Source organism: Autumnicola lenta (assembly GCF_031846515.1).
GTDB classification, from domain to species: Bacteria; Bacteroidota; Bacteroidia; order Flavobacteriales; family Flavobacteriaceae; genus Autumnicola; species Autumnicola lenta.
This window is the reverse complement of the sequence record NZ_JAVRHO010000006.1, coordinates 65,102-81,550: the sequence shown is the minus strand read 5'-3', so window position 1 is coordinate 81,550 and position 16,449 is coordinate 65,102. Positions and strand designations below refer to the sequence as shown.

Genomic DNA, 16,449 nt, shown 5'->3' with positions numbered 1-16,449 from the left:
TACAGCTAGTTAGAAAGTCGTGTCCAGTTTAATGTAATCTAAAAATTCACGTTTAACCTCTTTTTCTTTAAACGCTCCTCCAAACTCACTGGTAACCGTGCTGCTTTCGATATCCCTAATGCCCCGGCTGTTAACACATAAATGTTTTGCGTCTATTACACAGGCAACATCTTTGGTTCCAAGTACGCGCTGTAATTCCTGGACAATTTGCATAGTAAGGCGCTCCTGTACCTGTGGACGTTTAGCGAAATAATCTACTATACGGTTCATTTTAGAAAGACCAACAACCGATCCATTCGAGATGTATGCCACATGTGCTTTTCCTACAATAGGTAGTAAATGATGCTCACATGTTGAATAAACCGTGATATTCTTTTCGACAAGCATTTCTCCATACTTGTATTTGTTATCAAAAGTTGATGCTTTAGGTTTTCTCTTAGGATCAAGACCGGAAAAAATTTCATTAACAAACATTTTTGCCACTCGCTGTGGTGTTCCCTTCAGGCTATCGTCGGTCAGATCAAGACCAAGGGTTTTCATGATGCTGTTTACATCCTGTTTAATAAGTTCAATCTTTTCTAAGTCGCTTACTTCAAAAGCATCGTCACGAAGCGGGGTTTCAGCACTACTACTTGCATGCGCTTCTCCAATTTCATCTATTTCGTTCAAAATCTTATCTATTTTCATCCTATTTTTACAATAATAGTCGTAAACCGGCAGTTGAGCTTGCAAAGATACATATTTATAAGCTTTTAGGATAGTAGTTAAATAAAAGCATACTAAAAAGTATTGGGATTTTATTCTTTAATTTGCATAAGACCTAATATTTGATGAAATCCAGATTTTTCAAACACTTATTTGCGATATTTCTATTTGTTGTGACTGGTAGTTCCTATGGACAGGGTAGTCTATGTGAAGAGGTTGAACCTTTTTGTGCCGGGGATCAGGAACTGGTTTTTCCGAATTCAAACTTTGCTAGTGGTTCTTTGGCCCAGGGCCAGTCCGGTCCTTATTATGGTTGTCTTCTTTCTCAGCCTTACCCGGCTTGGTTTTATCTTCAGATAGAAAATTCAGGAAATCTGGAGTTTAAGATTTCTCAGTTTCAGAACCGGGATGGTTCAGGAGCGAGTCTTGATGTAGATTTTGCAGTGTGGGGTCCTTTTAATGAGGATGAAGATTATTGCAATGATGCAGCTCTTAGTAATCTGAACCTCGTGGACTGTAGTTTTTCTGAATCGGCTGTTGAAGCGATGACTATTAATAACGCCCAGGCCGATGATATTTATATAGTACTTATAACCAATTTTTCTGAGTCGCCGGGATATATAAGTCTTCAACAAACAAATTCTTCTCAGCCGGGTGCGGGTGCGACAGATTGTAGTATTCTGGAGAGCACATTAGGAGATGATAGGATAGGTTGTGGTGAAGAGGAAATTATTCTTGATGGTGAAACAGAGGGAGCGACAGATTATGAATGGTTTGTATACAATGAGGATTTAGCTACGTATGATCTTCTTCCGGGCGAGACCAGTCCGACTTTGAGTGTTTTTTCGAGCGGAAATTATAGAGTGGTAGTGACTAATTCTGATGGTGATGATACCGCAGAGGATAATGTAGACGTCAACTTTTATGATGAGCCTGTAGCCAGTTTACCGGCCGATTTCCTTATCTGCGCCGGAGAAGGTGAGCCCGTGGATTTGACGCAGGCATCTGCCGAAATTTTATCCGGAAATTCAGATCGTGAAAATTACAGGGTACTTTATTATGAGTCAGAAGAGGCAGCAGATGAAGATATACCCGTCAATTCACCATCAGCATATATTTGGGAAGAAGGTGAGCAGATTTTTGCACAGGTCTTAGGTGTTGAAAGTGGTTGTAGATCCAGCCTGGTTTCCTTTGGTTTAGATCAGACGGTTTTTCCTGAAGTGAACCTGAGTGAAATTACGCAGGTCTGCTTAAGACCAGATGGAGGTTTGCAAAATGATATAAGATTAGGGAATGACCTTGGCTCTACATATTCCTATCAATGGAGAAGTGCTGGTGCAATTATTTCCAATGAGCCTGTCCTTATTTTTTCTGAAGTTCCTTCTGCAGAAAATTACAGGTTAATACTTACCGATAATGAAACCGGATGCAGTCGAAATTTTGAAACCCAAATACAGTATTATTCAGCACCTGCTGAAGTTCTTATTACCGTAGAGGGGAGTGACTTTACCGGTGGCGCCACGGTTACTGCAGAGGCTGTGCAGGGCTTGGGTAGTGCGACAGAATATGAATATCAGCTGGATGACGGTAGCTGGCAATCTGGTGCAGTTTTTAGAAATGTAAATCCCGGAGCGCACGTTATTAGTGCAAGGGAGGTCAACGGTTGTGGTATGACCAGTTCTGAAAAATTTAATATCATAGGATACATGCGCTTTTTCACACCAAATTCTGATGGGTATAATGATACCTGGAATGTAATTGATGAAGCTGGGGTGACCACTAGAGTGATTTATATTTTTGACAGATACGGCAAGTTGTTAAAGCAAATATCTCCTGCAGGAGCAGGATGGGATGGAACAACCAATGGAAAAGATCTTCCTGCTGATGATTACTGGTTTAAAATAATATTTGTGGATGAGCTTACCGGTAATAAGGGAGAATTCAGCGGTAACTTTAGTCTCATAAGATAAAAAAGGTCTAAAAAGCAGGAGACCGTCTCACTTTTTTTAGACCTTTTTTATCTTAAAACTGTTTTAGTTATAAACCGAAGCTTAGGGAAATTACAAAATTAGAAATATCACGTTCGATATTTGCTGTGTTGGTGAATCCGACATTATAAAATTCCCTTGATTCTGTATAATCTGTAAGATTGTAAGCCAGATCGAGTTTAACCGAACCAAAATTATATCCAAGCCCCCCGGAATATCCGGTTACTTCTCCTAAGGTACTGTCATTTTTATAGGGACTTTCTTCAAAGCGATATCCACCGCGTAAACTCCAGCCCTGGATACGATATTCACCACCAAGCCTGTAGCTCGATGCAGCCTGGAAGTTATTCGCAATATCCTGGTTCTGGATACCGAAATCCGGATCATTTGTAGGTTGAAATTCCATCGTTGTGTAATCTTTGTAAGAATAGTCAAAACTAACTAATCCACTGCCTCCAAATAATACAGCAAGACTTCCTGTGTACTTCCCTGGAGTTTTTAAAGTATAATCCGGGTAGACATTCAGGACATCAGGATTTACTACGGTTGTGCCTTCCACGTCATTATCAGTTTCCAAATATTGCATGCCTTCTTCTCTTATGTTATACCAGGTAGGCGATTCGTAAGAAGCACCTAATCTCACACTGTTGTTTACTTTGGCAATGGCACCAAGCTGGAAAGAGAATCCATCACCAGTTGTGCTAAGATTATTCTCGAACTCTACATAAGAAGTATTGCTGCCAGAGTTATTATTGGATTCAGTGAAAATCGAAGAGCTTTCATAGTTTAAGAAGTGGCTGTTCAGGTTTAAACCCAAATAAAGGAAGTCCTGATACTGTGTTGCAAAATTAAAAGACAATTTCCCGTTCATCCCTGTCGATGCCATAGCGTAATTTTGAGAAAAACTACCCTCTGCAATAGCCGAGGTGTAAGAAGTATTGTCAAGATCTGTACTAACCGGATCTATAATATATCCCTGATATCCTAAAAATGCCTGTTGTGCACCATATCCTTCTATTTCTCCAAGATAGGAGTAGTCCCTGTTTTCAAGTAAATCCAAAGGAAGACCTTCAGCATAGCCTAGAAAATATTCATCTATTGAAGCATTACTGGTTCCCCGCGCAATAAAATTATCGTCAAAGTTGTTGGTTTCAGAGAAATTAATACCCAGAGTGAATTTTCTCCATGGATTGTCGTCGTTTCCCTGAAATACTAATACACCACCAGCCTGTGAAAAATTAAAATCTGATCTTTCACTTGTGGTTAATCCATTGTAATAATTAACGGCATTTTCAGAATTCCGGTGGTCCAGAGTAACAGTTGCGAAACTATTCAAAAAAACCGCAGAACCGGCGGGATTGGTGCTTAGCGCAGACAAATCACCACCAAGAGCACCAAAGGCTCCGCTCATGGCACGGTAACGTGCTGTTCCGGTTAATTCTTCTGAAGAATATCTGTAAGCATCTGCAGTAGTCTGTCCTGCTGCGTATGAGAGCGAGAGCAAGCCAATGCAGACGGTTAAAAGTAACTTTTTCATAATATGGAAGATTTTAAATGGGTATTACAAAAAACCTTACAGTGTTAGGCTGTAAGGTCGAATGTTTAATGAAATTATATTATCCTATCCTCTGCCTCCTCTTGAAGACGAACGTCCTCCACCAGAACTTCTGGTGCCAGAACTACTTCTTCCTGAGCTGCTGGAGCTTCTCACGCTTCCGCTGCTACTTCTTGTAGGAGTTGAAGATCTGGTTTGTGTGCTTCTACTTCTGGTTGGTGAAGAAGACCTTTCATAAGAAGAATTACTTCCTCTTGATGATTCAGAATTTACTCTTACAGGGGTAGACCTGGTGGCACTTCTGCTATAGACATTAGAATCGTCATTAGAAGACCTTGCAGACCTGCTTCGGGAACCGCTATAATCTGCAGTTCTGTTGTTTCTTATTTCCCTTATGCTTCGCGAGTAAGAGGAGTTCCTTGCGCGTGCTGTACTAACAGAAGAGTTTCTCGTGCTCCTGTCAGAATAAGATTGTCTTGAGTTTCTTCTTCCTTCGTTGAAAGCAATATCGCGCCTGTTATCATATTGGCCGTAATATGGAGATCCATACCAGCCACGGTTAAATATGCCGCGATTGTAAAAGTAGGGATTGTAAAAACCGGAATAACCCCAGCCGTAGCCCATTCCGTAGCCCATAAAAGGGTGTCCAAATCCCATTCCATAACCTCCCATAAATGGATGTCCAAATCCTGGTCCCCAAAAAGGATCCCATCCTCCCCAGTAGGGGTCTCCCCAAAATCCTCCATATCCGGCGTACCCATATCCAAATCTGTTACCCCAGCCCCAACGGTAAGGATTCATAAATCCGCCATTCCAGCCATTATTATAAATGTTAACAGTATATTCATCAGGATCCCCTCCCCATGGAGCATAACCACCAGTGTAGGCGATAGAATCATCATAGTACTCTTCATCCTGACCTTCTGTAGAAGAATAAGATTCTACATCAGTAAAAATGGCGCCGTTTTCCAGAACATCATTGTACATTTGAGATTTTTCAGCAAATAGGTTTTTATAGTACTCACTGCTGTTATTGTTATTTTGCTCTTCTGTATAGCTATCCTGTCGACTATCAGCCCTGCGGTCATAGCGAACATCAGGATTCTCATCACCATAAATGCCATCGTTGCCGTAGCCTGTATATTCGTAAGAACCGCAGGATGCTAACAATAGCAAAAATACAGGGGCCATGAAGAAGGAAAACTGTCGATATTTCTTGTCATTGCGTATCATTAGCATTGTATTTTATTGTTGAACATTACAAAAATAGTTAGTTTTGCGCTAACTAACAGAGGATTTAACCTGTGTATAACAAAACACAAGTTTTGTGCCAAATAACTGATTAATGGGGAAGAAACTAACTGCCAGAAGTGAAGATTATTCAAAATGGTATAATGAACTGGTTGTAAAAGCCGATCTCGCAGAGAACTCGGCTGTGCGCGGCTGTATGGTTATAAAACCGTATGGATATGCGATATGGGAAAAGATGCAGGCTCAACTGGATAAAATGTTTAAAGAAACAGGACATCAAAATGCTTATTTTCCACTTTTTGTGCCGAAGAGCCTTTTTGAAGCTGAAGAAAAAAATGCTGAAGGTTTTGCGAAAGAATGTGCGGTGGTAACACACTATCGTCTAAAGAATAATCCAGATGAACCCGGAAAGCTAATGGTCGATCCTGATGCAAAGCTGGATGAGGAGTTGGTAGTAAGACCTACTTCAGAAGCTATTATCTGGAACACCTATAAAAATTGGGTGCAGTCCTATAGGGATTTGCCTATTCTCATTAACCAGTGGGCAAACGTTGTTCGATGGGAAATGAGAACGAGGTTATTTCTACGTACTGCAGAATTTCTTTGGCAGGAAGGACATACCGCACATGCTACAAAGCAGGAAGCTTTAGATGAAGCAATGCAGATGAACAATATTTACGCCACTTTTGCTGAAGAATTCATGGCTATTCCTGTGGTTAAAGGAAGTAAAACCGAAAATGAGCGGTTCGCAGGTGCAGAAGAAACCTATTGTATTGAAGCTCTTATGCAGGATGGAAAAGCCTTACAGGCGGGAACTTCACATTTCCTCGGTCAGAATTTTGCAAAGGCATTTGATGTGAAATTTGCCTCTAAAGAGGGTGGACTTGAGCATGTTTGGGCAACATCATGGGGTGTTTCTACAAGGCTAATGGGTGCACTTATCATGACTCATAGTGATGATAACGGACTAGTTCTTCCTCCAAACCTTGCGCCGATACAAGTGGTGATTGTGCCAATATATAAGAGTGAAGATCAATTGGATCAAATTTCTAAAGTAGCCAATCAATTAGCTTCAGATTTAAGAGCTAAAGGTATTTCTGTGAAATATGATGATCGCGACACACAAAAGCCGGGATGGAAATTTGCCCAATATGAGCTTCAGGGTGTGCCGGTGCGTCTGGCAATTGGTCCAAAGGATATCAAAAAAGGAACAGTGGAACTTGCCAGAAGGGATCTTCTTACCAAAGAATTTGTAAATCAGGATGAGGTGGTAGAAAAGGTAAACGGACTAATGACTGAGATGCAGGATTCTTTGTTTGAAAAAGCTAAATCTTTTAGGGATTTACATATTACTGAAGTAGATTCTTTCGATGAATTTAAAAAAGTTTTAAAAGAAAAAGGAGGTTTTATCTCCGCTCATTGGGATGGGTCACCAGAGACAGAAAACAAAATAAAGGAGCTCACAAAAGCCACAATACGCTGTGTGCCATTCAATCAGGAAAAAGAAGAGGGGAGTTGTGTATTGACAGGAAAACCTTCTTCCCAGAGAGTGTTATTTGCAAAGGCGTATTAAATTTTGAAATTTTTTTGTTTGACATTTGCGCCATTCAAAAATAGTTGTATTTTTGCATCCGCAATTAAACAAAAAACGGTCCGTTCGTCTAGGGGTTAGGACGCCAGGTTTTCATCCTGGTAACAGGGGTTCGATTCCCCTACGGACTACAAGAGGTACAAAATTAGTTATTTGTACAGAGGCAGACCTGAAAAGGTCGATATTTGAAATAATTTATGGTCCGTTCGTCTAGGGGTTAGGACGCCAGGTTTTCATCCTGGTAACAGGGGTTCGATTCCCCTACGGACTACTTTTAAGAAAATAATTTAAACAGAATTTGTAATGGCAAATCACAAGTCATCGTTAAAGAGGATACGTAGTAATGAGGCTAAACGTCTTAGAAACCGTTACCAGCACAAAACTACAAGGAATGCTATCAAGAAGCTGATAAGCAGGAAGCCGAAGCATTATTGCCTTCTGTAGTTTCTATGGTAGACAAATTAGCGAAGAAAAATATTATACATGACAATAAAGCGTCAAACCTTAAGTCTCAATTGACTAAACATGTAGCTGCGCTTTAAATTTACTAGTGTTCAATTTATAGGGAATGCTTTCTGTGAAAATAGAAAGCATTTTTTTATTTACAGAAGATTCTTAGGTAAGAGAGAAGTGTTGAGATCTTTTGATTCAATTTTTCAGCTTAGAATACCGAAACTCCCGTGAGTGTTGTCAATCTTTCCAGAGCTTTCATTCCTAATTCAGAATTTCCTTTGGGGTTTAAAATAGGACTCCAGACTGCAACAGAATAGTTTTCGGGGTGTATGGCTACAATTCCACCACCTACACCGCTTTTCCCCGGGAGACCAACTTCAAAACTAAATTCACCGGCTTCATCGTAAAAGCCACAGGTTTGCATAAGAGCGTTTATTCGTTTTACGATTTCCGGTTTTAGGACGTTTTCTCCCGTTTCCAGAATGCTCCCTTTATTGGCAAAAATCATGAAAGCTTTAGCAAGATCTTTACACGACATGGCCAGGGAACACTGGTGAAAGTAAAAATCCAGGATTGGATCTACATCACATTTAATATTTCCTAATGCTTTCATATAATTTGCCAGCGCAATATTTCTATATCCGGTAGATTTTTCTGAAGCAGCAATAGTTGGATCATAATGAATGTCATCATCACGGGTAATTTTCCGTACAAAATTGAGAAGATCTTCTTTAGGATTATCCAGATGATCTACAAGTATATCAGATATTACAAGGGCTCCGGCATTAATAAAAGGATTTCGCGGAATCCCGCTTTCCTGTTCTAATTGAGTAAGAGAATTAAATGGATTGCCTGAAGGTTCCACGTCTACACGTTTCCAAAGGTCTTCTCCCATAATGTTCATCGTCATCGCCAGCGTAAAAACCTTGGTGATACTTTGTACAGAGAAGTTCTCTTCACTATCACCAAAACCATAGTGCTGCTTTTGCCCACAGTAGAGGTGCATTCCGAATTTTTTAGGATCGATTTTGGCAAGTTCAGGAATGTAGGAGGCTACTTTACCGGTCACATCCCGATAACTCATTTCCTCATAAATAGAGTCAAGAATTTTCTGATAATCCATTTTAATTAAGATCTGTTAAAGTATTGTTTGTATCTAATTCGTAAGGTAATTTATCCTTTTTAAAAATTCGGGCACTAAGGCTTCCTTTTAACGATATTTTATTATCAATAATCTCCAGCCAGCTACCTTCTCTAAGACCTACAACAGGTTGAGTGTTGATCGTATGGAATTCTTTGATCCTTGTCTCTCTGGTTTCCCCTTTGTGAGTAGAATTTTTGTCGGGATCCAAATAATGCGGATTAATATTGAAAGGGATAATTCCAAGTGTTTTAAAGCTTGGAGGATAGACTATGGGCATATCATTAGTGGTTTGCATCGTTAAACCTGCAATATTGGTTCCTGCGCTCGTTCCCAGATAAGGAGTTCCGCATAAAATTGTCTCTCTTAGGGGTTGCATCAATTTATGACGATATAATTTTGAAACCAGAAGAAAAGTATTCCCGCCACCGGTAAAAATACCTTCTGCATTTTCCAGAGCTTCAGCGGGATTAGAATATTCATGGATTCCCTTGAGGTCGATATTTGCCATTTTAAAGGCCTCGCTCGCTTTTTCTGTATATTCATTCAGGGATATTCCTCCGGGTCTTGCAAACGGAATAAAAATCACTTCTGAAGTTTCTTTATAGAGCTTTTTTATCTCCGGAAGGAGGTATTCAAGGTATTTCTGGTCGTGTAAAGTTGAAGTGCTTGCAAGAATGGCGTTTTTCATAGTATACTTTTTGTAAAAGTAGAAAAATTGCTTTTTTAAGAGGAATTTAAACTACTATTTGTCATTATTAGAGGGAACTATCGTTACTTTAAAGAATGGAAGTTGCAGTACGTCATTTTTTCATCCTCTTTTTTGTTCTGTTACCTGCTGTAATGGGTGCACAGGAAAGCCGGACTGTTCTGGATGGACGTATTCTAGTACCGCCTGGTGATGATGCTGGTGGAATCACAATTTTCAATAAAAACTTACGATCAGGAACGGTTACAGATGGAAATGGTGATTTTCAGATATTGGCCAGGCAAGGCGACAGTCTTGTTTTTTCGGCGGTACAGTTTGAGGATTTTGCAATAACAGTGACAGAAAACCTGATGGAAGAAAGGGTGATGACTGTTAACTTAAATGCTGCAGTTAATGACCTTCCTGAGGTGAAAATAAGCGACCTTTCAGGAATTATAGAGGTAGATGTTAAAAGAATCAGGGTGGTAGGTGGTGAGAAAGAGTGGGTCTCTACCCCAGAACTCCAGAGATTAAAAAGTATGCCACAGCGATACCGCTCCGGTTATGTGCGCAACGATGCGATGGGAAATGTGACGGCTAGTGATTACCAGGGCCTAAATTTCGCAAACATTTTTAGAGCACTTTTTAAGGAATACGGCAAAAATGGGAGAAAAGAGGAAAAGCTTTCTCCCCAGAAGCTGGCAGATCAAATTTGGCTACGTATGGGTGAAGATTATTTCGTAGAAACCCTTAATATTGCCGGGGAACATACCAACCAGTTCCTTTTATACGTTATAGATAATGGTCTAACCCAGGAATTCCTGAATACCAAGAACGATTTGGAAATTATGCAGTTTCTTTTTGAACAGAAAGAGCAGTACAGGCAGGAATTTTAGAGACGCAGAAAATCTACCTTTTTTTATGCTGAAAAACTTTATTGTCCTTATATTTTTTATCCCATTTTTAAATTTTGCCCAGGAGAGTATTCAGTTAAACGGAAGAATTGTCAACGATTCTCTTGACGGTTCGTTTATCAACATTATCAACAAAACATCAAATATCGGAACTATAAACTCTTCTTCGGGTGAGTTTAAAATTCAGGTAAAAGAAAATGATATCCTTCAGTTTTCTTCAATTCAGTATGAAAAGCTGGAAGTTGTAGTCACTCCAACAGTGATCGAATCAGGATATTTAAAAGTACTTCTGGTGCCGGGAGTAAGCGAGTTGGACGAGGTAAAAATTAGCAATATCGATCTTACTGGAAATTTGAGCAGGGATATAGGTGCAATGGATACCTACAGTATTTCCCAATTTGGAATTCCCAATGCTAACAGAACACCTCTTAGTGCTGCAGAAAGGCGACTTTACACGGCCACTGCTACTAATATATCTACATCTGTTTCAAATGGTGCAGGAGCGTCAGCTGGTCTCGATCCCTTGATCAATGCCATCACCGGAAGGACAAAGGAGCTGAAAAAAATAGTTGCAAATGAAAAACTTCAGCAGATGGTAGAAAAAGGTGTAGCTGTTTTTTCTACCCGTTTTTTTGTTGAAGAGCTAAAAATTCCGGAAGATAAAATTATTAATTTCGTTTATTATTGTGCAGAAAATCATCAGCTGAAGTATCTTTTAAAAGAGGAGAACAGATTGGATCTGTTGGAGTTTTACATGAAATATGCTCCTGAATTTCTGAATGGGAAAGATTCAGAATAAATTTTGCTCATTGCTTTTTTCATCACCATCATCAAATTTTGCTAATGAGATCTGTTTCTGAGATTAAAAGTTTCCAATGGAGCATAATGCTCTTTGGATTTATATGCATTGCGAATCTTTCACCGGCATGGAGTCAGGAAAGTATAAAACTTCAGGGAAGAATTTTAAATGATTCCCTGGAAGGAAGTTTTATAAATATTATTAATAAAAATACCAATACCGGAACCATTAATTCTACTTCCGGGGCATTTGAAATTGTGGTAAGGGAAAAAGATACCCTTCAATTTTCCTCAATCCAGTACAAAAAACTTGCAGTTGTAATCAATAAGATGATTTTTGAATCAGGTTATCTTGAAGTGGAGCTGATTCCAGGGATAAACGAATTAGAGGAAGTAAAGATCAGCAATATCTCTTTGACCGGAAATCTTGTAAGTGACATTTCTGAAATGGACATTATCGAAGAAAATTATGGTTTTAAACGTGTAGGCCCGGATGTTCGGACGGTAAGCGAGCGAAAAATGTCAGTTTACGGGGGCAGCCCTGTAGATTTGCTTCTTGGGCATTTGAACGGAGAAATAAAGATGCTGAAGAAGGTCGGAAAAAATGAAAAATTTCGGGCTGTGTTGGAAAAGGCCGAGAAAATGGTGCCGTTGTCTTTCTACACAGATGATCTTAAAATACCTGAAGCTTAAGTTATCAGTTTTCTTTATTTCTGTGCTGAAGAGCCGCGGTTTAAGAACTTGTTGAGCGAAGAAAAAGTAATAGAACTTATGGAGCTATATAAAAGACGTGCTCCTGATTTTATTCAAATTTACAATTTGGACTGATGTTTGCTAAGATTAAAAAAAATTATGAATGAAAAACTTAACCCTTATTTTGGTTTGCTTCATATTGTTTTCTTCCTTTAAGACGAATGGCCGCCACGAATTTTTCTTAAGTGTGACGGAAATTGAATACAAAAAGGATTCAGGTGCTCTTCAAATTATCAGTAGGGTATTTATTGATGATTTTCAGAAAGTACTCAATCAGCGTTACGGTAAAGAAATCAGTCTTTCTCATGAGAAGGAGACAGGGGATATTAGAAACAGCATAGATAAGTATCTTTCGCAAAAGCTCAATCTTATGATCAATGGTGAAGAACTGAAGCTCAATTACCTGGGAAAAGAATATGATGGGGATCAATTAATTCTATATGTTGAGGTAGAGAATGTACCTGATTTTAAGCAGATTGAAGTACAAAATGCTATTTTAACCGATCTTTATGATGATCAAAAAAACGTGGTACATGTAAAAATTGACGACCAAATAAAAAGCCTTTTACTCGATAAAGACCGGGATAAAGGAGTTATTAATTTTGGGTAGTGTTTATTCATTAGCAATGAAAATATTACTTTTAGCAATCTTTAAATTAAAAATTACTTAATGAGAACAATGAGATTAGTATGTTCAGTGTTTGCAATGTTCCTGTTCGCCGGAGTTAATGCTCAGGAGAATACTGGAGAAAGCCAGGAGCCGCAGCGTCAGGAAGGGCATATAAATGAGAACAAATTTAGACAACTTTATCAGATTTTTTCAACCCCTAATCAATACCGTGCTGCATCGGGAGCTCCGGGGCCTGCTTATTATCAAAATCAGGCAGACTATAAAATGAATATAGTGCTGGATGATGAAAATACCAGATTAGATGGCGAGGAAGTTATAACTTACCATAACAATTCTCCGGAAGAATTAACGTATTTATGGGTGCAGCTGGATCAAAACATCCGAAGAAAGGATGCACCTGCTCTCGAGAAGGATCCAAGTGGAATGACACCTGTTTCTACTCCGGGTCGTTTTGTTAGTCAATATCTTGAAGAGCCTTTTGATGGAGGTTTTAACATTGAAGAAGTATCCAGCAACGGGCAACCGTTGGATTATACCATCAATGAGACCATGATGCGAATAGATCTTCCCGAGCCTTTAAAATCTGGGGATAACTATACTTTCACCATTAAATGGTGGTACAACATTAATAACCATGTCACTAACAGAGCACGTTCAGGATACGAATACTTTCCTGAAGATGACAATAGGGCCTATGTAATCGCTCAGTTTTTTCCCAGAATGGCAGTTTATAACGACGTAGAAGGTTGGCAAAATATGCAATTTTGGGGAAGCGGGGAGTTTGCACTTCCGTTTGGAGACTACGAAGTAAATATTACAGTTCCTGCAGATCATATCATGGAGGCTACCGGAGAACTTCAGAATAGAAAACAAGTGTATTCTCGTGAAATGATGAACCGGTATGAGCAGGCAAAAAAGTCTTTTGATAAGCCTGTAATGATTGTTACTCAGGAAGAGGCAGAAAAGGCTGAGCAGGGAATGACCAGTAAAACAAAGACCTGGACCTATAAAGCTGATATGGTGAGGGATTTTGCTTTCTCTACATCAAGAAAGTTCTTGTTGGATATGATGGCTGTAGATGTAATGGGGAAAGATGTTGTGGCAGTTTCTGTTTATCCTAAAGAAGGGAATCCGCTTTGGGAACAGTGGTCAACAAGAGCAGTTGCCAGTACTTTAAAAAGTTATTCAAATTATACTTTCCAGTATCCTTACCATAAAGCAGTTTCTGTACACGCAAAGAATCAGGGTATGGAATATCCAATGATTTGCTGGAATTATGGACGACCAGATGAAAATGGTGAATATAGCGATCGCGTAAAATTTGGGATGATAAGTGTAATTATTCATGAAGTAGGGCATAATTATTTCCCAATGATCGTGAATAGTGATGAGCGCCAGTGGGGCTGGATGGATGAAGGTCTCAATACCTTCACTCAGTTTCTGGCAGAGCAAAAATTTGCTGAAGAGTACCCGGAAGCTATAGCGCCATTGGATGAGTATCCTTCAAGAAGAGGTATACCTTCCAAAATAATTCCTTATATGAAGGGGAATCAGCAATTTATTGCTCCAATTATGTCCAATCCTGAAGAAGTGCATCAGCTTGGAAATAATGCTTATGGAAAACCGGCAACAGCACTTAATATTCTTAGAGAGACCGTAATGGGGCGGGAGTTATTTGATTATGCATATGCTACGTATGCTCAAAGATGGATGTTTAAACATCCAACTCCTGAAGATTTTTTCAGAACTATGGAAGATGCTTCAGGTGTAGATCTGGATTGGTTCTGGAATGGTTGGTTTTATGGAACCGACAACGTGGATATAGGAATTGAGCAGGTTCAGAAGCTCTTTGTAACAGATAAGCCAACAGAGAAGGCTGTGGAGTTTCTACGAAGTCAGGGTATATCCAATCCCGACGATATTGATGCGCTTTATGTAGTGGAAGAAGGTAGCGAAGGTTTTGAAGAAAGTATGAAGGGAAAAACTGTATTGGAAAATGCACCATCCCTTAAGGAATATCTGATGGATAATTTTTCTGAAGAGGAGCGTCGTAACCTTAAAACACCTAAATACTTTTATCAGATTGTTTTTGAAAAGCCGGGAGGTTTAGTAATGCCACTTATCGTGGAGTATGAATATGCCGATGGTACTGCAGAGAAAGTCACTTATCCTGCTCAAATCTGGAGGAAAAATGATGATCGGGTTAGTAAAGCGATTGCTACGGACAAAGAAATTGTAAAAATTACTATTGATCCGGATCTTGAAACTGCAGATGTTGATCTGTCCAACAATGTTTGGCCAGAGACGGAGACGAAGAACCAATTTGAACAATTTAAGGAAAACGCGGAATAATAATTTTAACTTAAAAAATTAAGCCGACTTTAACGAGCCGGCTTTTTTTTTGGTCATATTTGTATATATATTTGTGTGCTATGTTATTACTACCATTATTTATTAGCGGTGCTGAAATCGCATTTATTATGTTCATCCTTGTGATGGTTTTTGGAGCAGACAAAATTCCGGAAATTGCCCGTGGTTTAGGGAAAGGAATGAAGACGCTCCGTAATGCTTCCAACGATATCAAAGGTGAAATCCAGCGGAGTGCAGAAAATCAGGGAATTGATAAAAATATGTCTAACGATATTAAAGGTGAAATAGATAAGGTAAGAGAAGATATCGATGAAATCACCGGTTCTGTAAGACGTAAATTATAATTACTCTGTAGAAAAGCATGTGGGATAAGCTACAAACGTGGGACAGAGAACTCTTTGTTTATCTGAATAGCTTAGGAATTGAATCTCACGACAACTTCTGGATATTTGTCACCCAACCAGAGAATTGGATTCCGCTACACATTCTGTTTTTTATCCTTTTTTTTATTTCTTATCACTGGAGAAAAGCCTTAATGGCTTCACTTTTTCTGCTTGCCACAGTTGGAACTACTCTGGCATTTACAAATCTGGTAAAGGGGATTGCGATAAGATTACGGCCCAATAATAATCCAGACCTCATTGAAATTATACGCATTCTGCAGGAACCAACTAACTATAGTTTCTTTTCAGGACATGCATCTACTTCTTTTGCAGCCGTGACTTTTATCGTGTTGGTGCTAAAAGAAAAGTCGGCGTGGATTTTTCTCGCCTATATATGGCCTCTGATTTTTGTGCTGAGCAGAATTTTCGTGGGAGTCCATTATCCTTCAGATATCTTTGTGGGTGCCTTTGTAGGTGTAATAATGGCCTTTATTTTCTTTTGGGTTTACCAAAGATCAGGTAAGCGTTTTGCTTTGTAGAATTGCAGCATAAAGAATTTTATTCTATTTTTTTCTGGTTAAGGTAAGTCCGTCCCTTATAGGAAGTATAATTGTCTCCACGCGGGTATCATTAGCCAGCATTTCGTTATACATCAACAGCGCTTTTGTAGATTCATCATCTGGTTTTAATTCTTCGACGACTTTTCCGCTCCACAAAACATTATCAGATAAAATAACTCCTCCTGGATTCATTTTGTTAATGATCAAATCGAAATATGCCGGGTAGTTTGGCTTATCTGCATCTATAAAAACCAGATCAAAGTTTTCATTGATCTGCGGAATTACTTCCAGGGCATCCCCGAGATATTGCTGAATATTATTGCTGTAATCAGATGCTTCAAAATATTTCTTCTGAAAATCATATAGCTCTTCATTTACATCAATAGTATGAATTGTCCCATTCTCTGCCAGTCCTTCTGCCAGGCACAAAGCAGAATAACCCGTGAAGGTTCCAATTTCAAGAATAGTTTTTGGGCGAATGATCTTAGACAGCATACTTAGTAACCGCCCCTGGTAATGTCCGCTTAACATACGCGGCTGTAGTATTTTTTGATTCGTCTCGCGATTAAGCTTTGCAAGAAACTCAGGTTCTTTTTGAGAATTGGCAATTATGTAGTTATCGATTTTATCGGGCAGAAAATCCATTGCTTTACTTTTTTACAAATCTA

Annotated in this window: 15 protein-coding genes, 2 tRNA genes and 1 pseudogene; 12 read left to right on the top strand and 6 right to left on the bottom strand. The window is 39.1% G+C overall.

The genetic code is table 11. From position 1 onward, the window contains the following. Positions 1 to 9 precede the first annotated feature (9 nt). Complete coding sequence (folE, locus tag RM545_RS05595) at positions 10 to 687, bottom strand: GTP cyclohydrolase I FolE (RefSeq protein ID WP_311494333.1); 678 nt, start codon at positions 685 to 687, stop codon at positions 10 to 12. A 143-nt stretch (positions 688 to 830) separates the two neighbouring features. On the opposite strand from folE, the gene RM545_RS05590 reads away from it, so the two are divergent. Then, a complete protein-coding gene (locus RM545_RS05590; RefSeq protein WP_311494332.1) occupies positions 831 to 2,675 on the top strand; it encodes a T9SS type B sorting domain-containing protein in 1,845 nt (614 codons plus the stop codon). A 67-nt stretch (positions 2,676 to 2,742) separates the two neighbouring features. Here RM545_RS05590 and RM545_RS05585 read toward each other — a convergent pair whose 3' ends face one another. Both RM545_RS05585 and RM545_RS05580 read right to left on the bottom strand, forming a co-directional pair. Further along, complete coding sequence (locus tag RM545_RS05585) at positions 2,743 to 4,230, bottom strand: OmpP1/FadL family transporter (RefSeq protein WP_311494331.1); 1,488 nt, start codon at positions 4,228 to 4,230, stop codon at positions 2,743 to 2,745. Positions 4,231 to 4,314: 84 nt separating this feature from the next. After that, positions 4,315 to 5,481, bottom strand: coding sequence for a hypothetical protein (locus RM545_RS05580; RefSeq protein ID WP_311494330.1), 1,167 nt, complete (start codon positions 5,479 to 5,481; stop codon positions 4,315 to 4,317). A 112-nt stretch (positions 5,482 to 5,593) separates the two neighbouring features. On the opposite strand from RM545_RS05580, the gene proS reads away from it, so the two are divergent. The 4 genes and pseudogenes from proS to rpsT all read left to right on the top strand — a co-directional run bounded on the left by proS (position 5,594) and on the right by rpsT (position 7,632). Continuing rightward, positions 5,594 to 7,072, top strand: coding sequence for a proline--tRNA ligase (proS, locus tag RM545_RS05575; protein WP_311494329.1), 1,479 nt, complete (start codon positions 5,594 to 5,596; stop codon positions 7,070 to 7,072). 77 nt (positions 7,073 to 7,149) lie between these two features. After that, a tRNA-Glu gene (locus RM545_RS05570) sits at positions 7,150 to 7,221 on the top strand. A gap of 68 nt (positions 7,222 to 7,289) precedes the next feature. After that, a tRNA-Glu gene (locus tag RM545_RS05565) sits at positions 7,290 to 7,361 on the top strand. A 32-nt stretch (positions 7,362 to 7,393) separates the two neighbouring features. Further along, positions 7,394 to 7,632, top strand: a pseudogene (gene rpsT / locus RM545_RS05560) (30S ribosomal protein S20). A 119-nt stretch (positions 7,633 to 7,751) separates the two neighbouring features. Here the strand turns inward: rpsT and RM545_RS05555 are convergent. Further along, the gene (locus RM545_RS05555) at positions 7,752 to 8,666 is read right to left on the bottom strand and encodes a glutaminase (RefSeq protein ID WP_311494328.1); all 915 of its coding nucleotides are present in this window, start codon (positions 8,664 to 8,666) and stop codon (positions 7,752 to 7,754) included. Between the two features lies 1 nt (position 8,667). Beyond that, positions 8,668 to 9,375 (bottom strand): dipeptidase PepE, encoded by a 708-nt coding sequence (pepE, locus tag RM545_RS05550; protein WP_311494327.1) that lies wholly within the window; start codon positions 9,373 to 9,375, stop codon positions 8,668 to 8,670. 95 nt (positions 9,376 to 9,470) lie between these two features. On the opposite strand from pepE, the gene RM545_RS05545 reads away from it, so the two are divergent. The 7 genes from RM545_RS05545 to RM545_RS05515 all read left to right on the top strand — a co-directional run bounded on the left by RM545_RS05545 (position 9,471) and on the right by RM545_RS05515 (position 15,760). Continuing rightward, a complete protein-coding gene (locus RM545_RS05545) occupies positions 9,471 to 10,268 on the top strand; it encodes a peptidase associated/transthyretin-like domain-containing protein (RefSeq protein ID WP_311494326.1) in 798 nt (265 codons plus the stop codon). A gap of 25 nt (positions 10,269 to 10,293) precedes the next feature. Further along, the gene (locus RM545_RS05540; RefSeq protein WP_311494325.1) at positions 10,294 to 11,085 is read left to right on the top strand and encodes a peptidase associated/transthyretin-like domain-containing protein; all 792 of its coding nucleotides are present in this window, start codon (positions 10,294 to 10,296) and stop codon (positions 11,083 to 11,085) included. 44 nt (positions 11,086 to 11,129) lie between these two features. Continuing rightward, positions 11,130 to 11,777, top strand: coding sequence for a peptidase associated/transthyretin-like domain-containing protein (locus RM545_RS05535; RefSeq protein ID WP_311494324.1), 648 nt, complete (start codon positions 11,130 to 11,132; stop codon positions 11,775 to 11,777). A gap of 163 nt (positions 11,778 to 11,940) precedes the next feature. Continuing rightward, on the top strand, positions 11,941 to 12,447 hold the full coding sequence (locus RM545_RS05530) for a DUF6702 family protein (protein ID WP_311494323.1): 507 nt from the start codon (positions 11,941 to 11,943) through the stop codon (positions 12,445 to 12,447). Positions 12,448 to 12,507: 60 nt separating this feature from the next. Further along, positions 12,508 to 14,820, top strand: coding sequence for a M1 family metallopeptidase (locus tag RM545_RS05525; RefSeq protein WP_311494322.1), 2,313 nt, complete (start codon positions 12,508 to 12,510; stop codon positions 14,818 to 14,820). Between the two features lie 80 nt (positions 14,821 to 14,900). Beyond that, on the top strand, positions 14,901 to 15,182 hold the full coding sequence (locus RM545_RS05520) for a Sec-independent protein translocase subunit TatA/TatB (protein ID WP_311494321.1): 282 nt from the start codon (positions 14,901 to 14,903) through the stop codon (positions 15,180 to 15,182). A 191-nt stretch (positions 15,183 to 15,373) separates the two neighbouring features. Further along, a complete protein-coding gene (locus tag RM545_RS05515; RefSeq protein WP_311494320.1) occupies positions 15,374 to 15,760 on the top strand; it encodes a phosphatase PAP2 family protein in 387 nt (128 codons plus the stop codon). Positions 15,761 to 15,784: 24 nt separating this feature from the next. On the opposite strand, the gene RM545_RS05510 is transcribed toward RM545_RS05515, so the two are convergent. After that, positions 15,785 to 16,426 carry an O-methyltransferase gene (locus RM545_RS05510; protein ID WP_311494319.1) on the bottom strand — a complete coding sequence of 214 codons (642 nt, stop codon included), beginning with the start codon at positions 16,424 to 16,426 and terminating at the stop codon, positions 15,785 to 15,787. Between the last annotated feature and the right edge of the window lie 23 nt (positions 16,427 to 16,449).

What these genes read in the sequence shown, in the direction of transcription:
- folE (WP_311494333.1), bottom strand. Translation starts at nt 687, where the DNA reads ATGAAAATAGATAAGATTTTGAACGAAATAGATGAAATTGGAGAAGCG.
- RM545_RS05590 (WP_311494332.1), top strand. Translation starts at nt 831, where the DNA reads ATGAAATCCAGATTTTTCAAACACTTATTTGCGATATTTCTATTTGTT.
- RM545_RS05585 (WP_311494331.1), bottom strand. Translation starts at nt 4,230, where the DNA reads ATGAAAAAGTTACTTTTAACCGTCTGCATTGGCTTGCTCTCGCTCTCA.
- RM545_RS05580 (WP_311494330.1), bottom strand. Translation starts at nt 5,481, where the DNA reads ATGATACGCAATGACAAGAAATATCGACAGTTTTCCTTCTTCATGGCC.
- proS (WP_311494329.1), top strand. Translation starts at nt 5,594, where the DNA reads ATGGGGAAGAAACTAACTGCCAGAAGTGAAGATTATTCAAAATGGTAT.
- RM545_RS05555 (WP_311494328.1), bottom strand. Translation starts at nt 8,666, where the DNA reads ATGGATTATCAGAAAATTCTTGACTCTATTTATGAGGAAATGAGTTAT.
- pepE (WP_311494327.1), bottom strand. Translation starts at nt 9,375, where the DNA reads ATGAAAAACGCCATTCTTGCAAGCACTTCAACTTTACACGACCAGAAA.
- RM545_RS05545 (WP_311494326.1), top strand. Translation starts at nt 9,471, where the DNA reads ATGGAAGTTGCAGTACGTCATTTTTTCATCCTCTTTTTTGTTCTGTTA.
- RM545_RS05540 (WP_311494325.1), top strand. Translation starts at nt 10,294, where the DNA reads ATGCTGAAAAACTTTATTGTCCTTATATTTTTTATCCCATTTTTAAAT.
- RM545_RS05535 (WP_311494324.1), top strand. Translation starts at nt 11,130, where the DNA reads ATGAGATCTGTTTCTGAGATTAAAAGTTTCCAATGGAGCATAATGCTC.
- RM545_RS05530 (WP_311494323.1), top strand. Translation starts at nt 11,941, where the DNA reads ATGAAAAACTTAACCCTTATTTTGGTTTGCTTCATATTGTTTTCTTCC.
- RM545_RS05525 (WP_311494322.1), top strand. Translation starts at nt 12,508, where the DNA reads ATGAGAACAATGAGATTAGTATGTTCAGTGTTTGCAATGTTCCTGTTC.
- RM545_RS05520 (WP_311494321.1), top strand. Translation starts at nt 14,901, where the DNA reads ATGTTATTACTACCATTATTTATTAGCGGTGCTGAAATCGCATTTATT.
- RM545_RS05515 (WP_311494320.1), top strand. Translation starts at nt 15,374, where the DNA reads ATGGCTTCACTTTTTCTGCTTGCCACAGTTGGAACTACTCTGGCATTT.
- RM545_RS05510 (WP_311494319.1), bottom strand. Translation starts at nt 16,426, where the DNA reads ATGGATTTTCTGCCCGATAAAATCGATAACTACATAATTGCCAATTCT.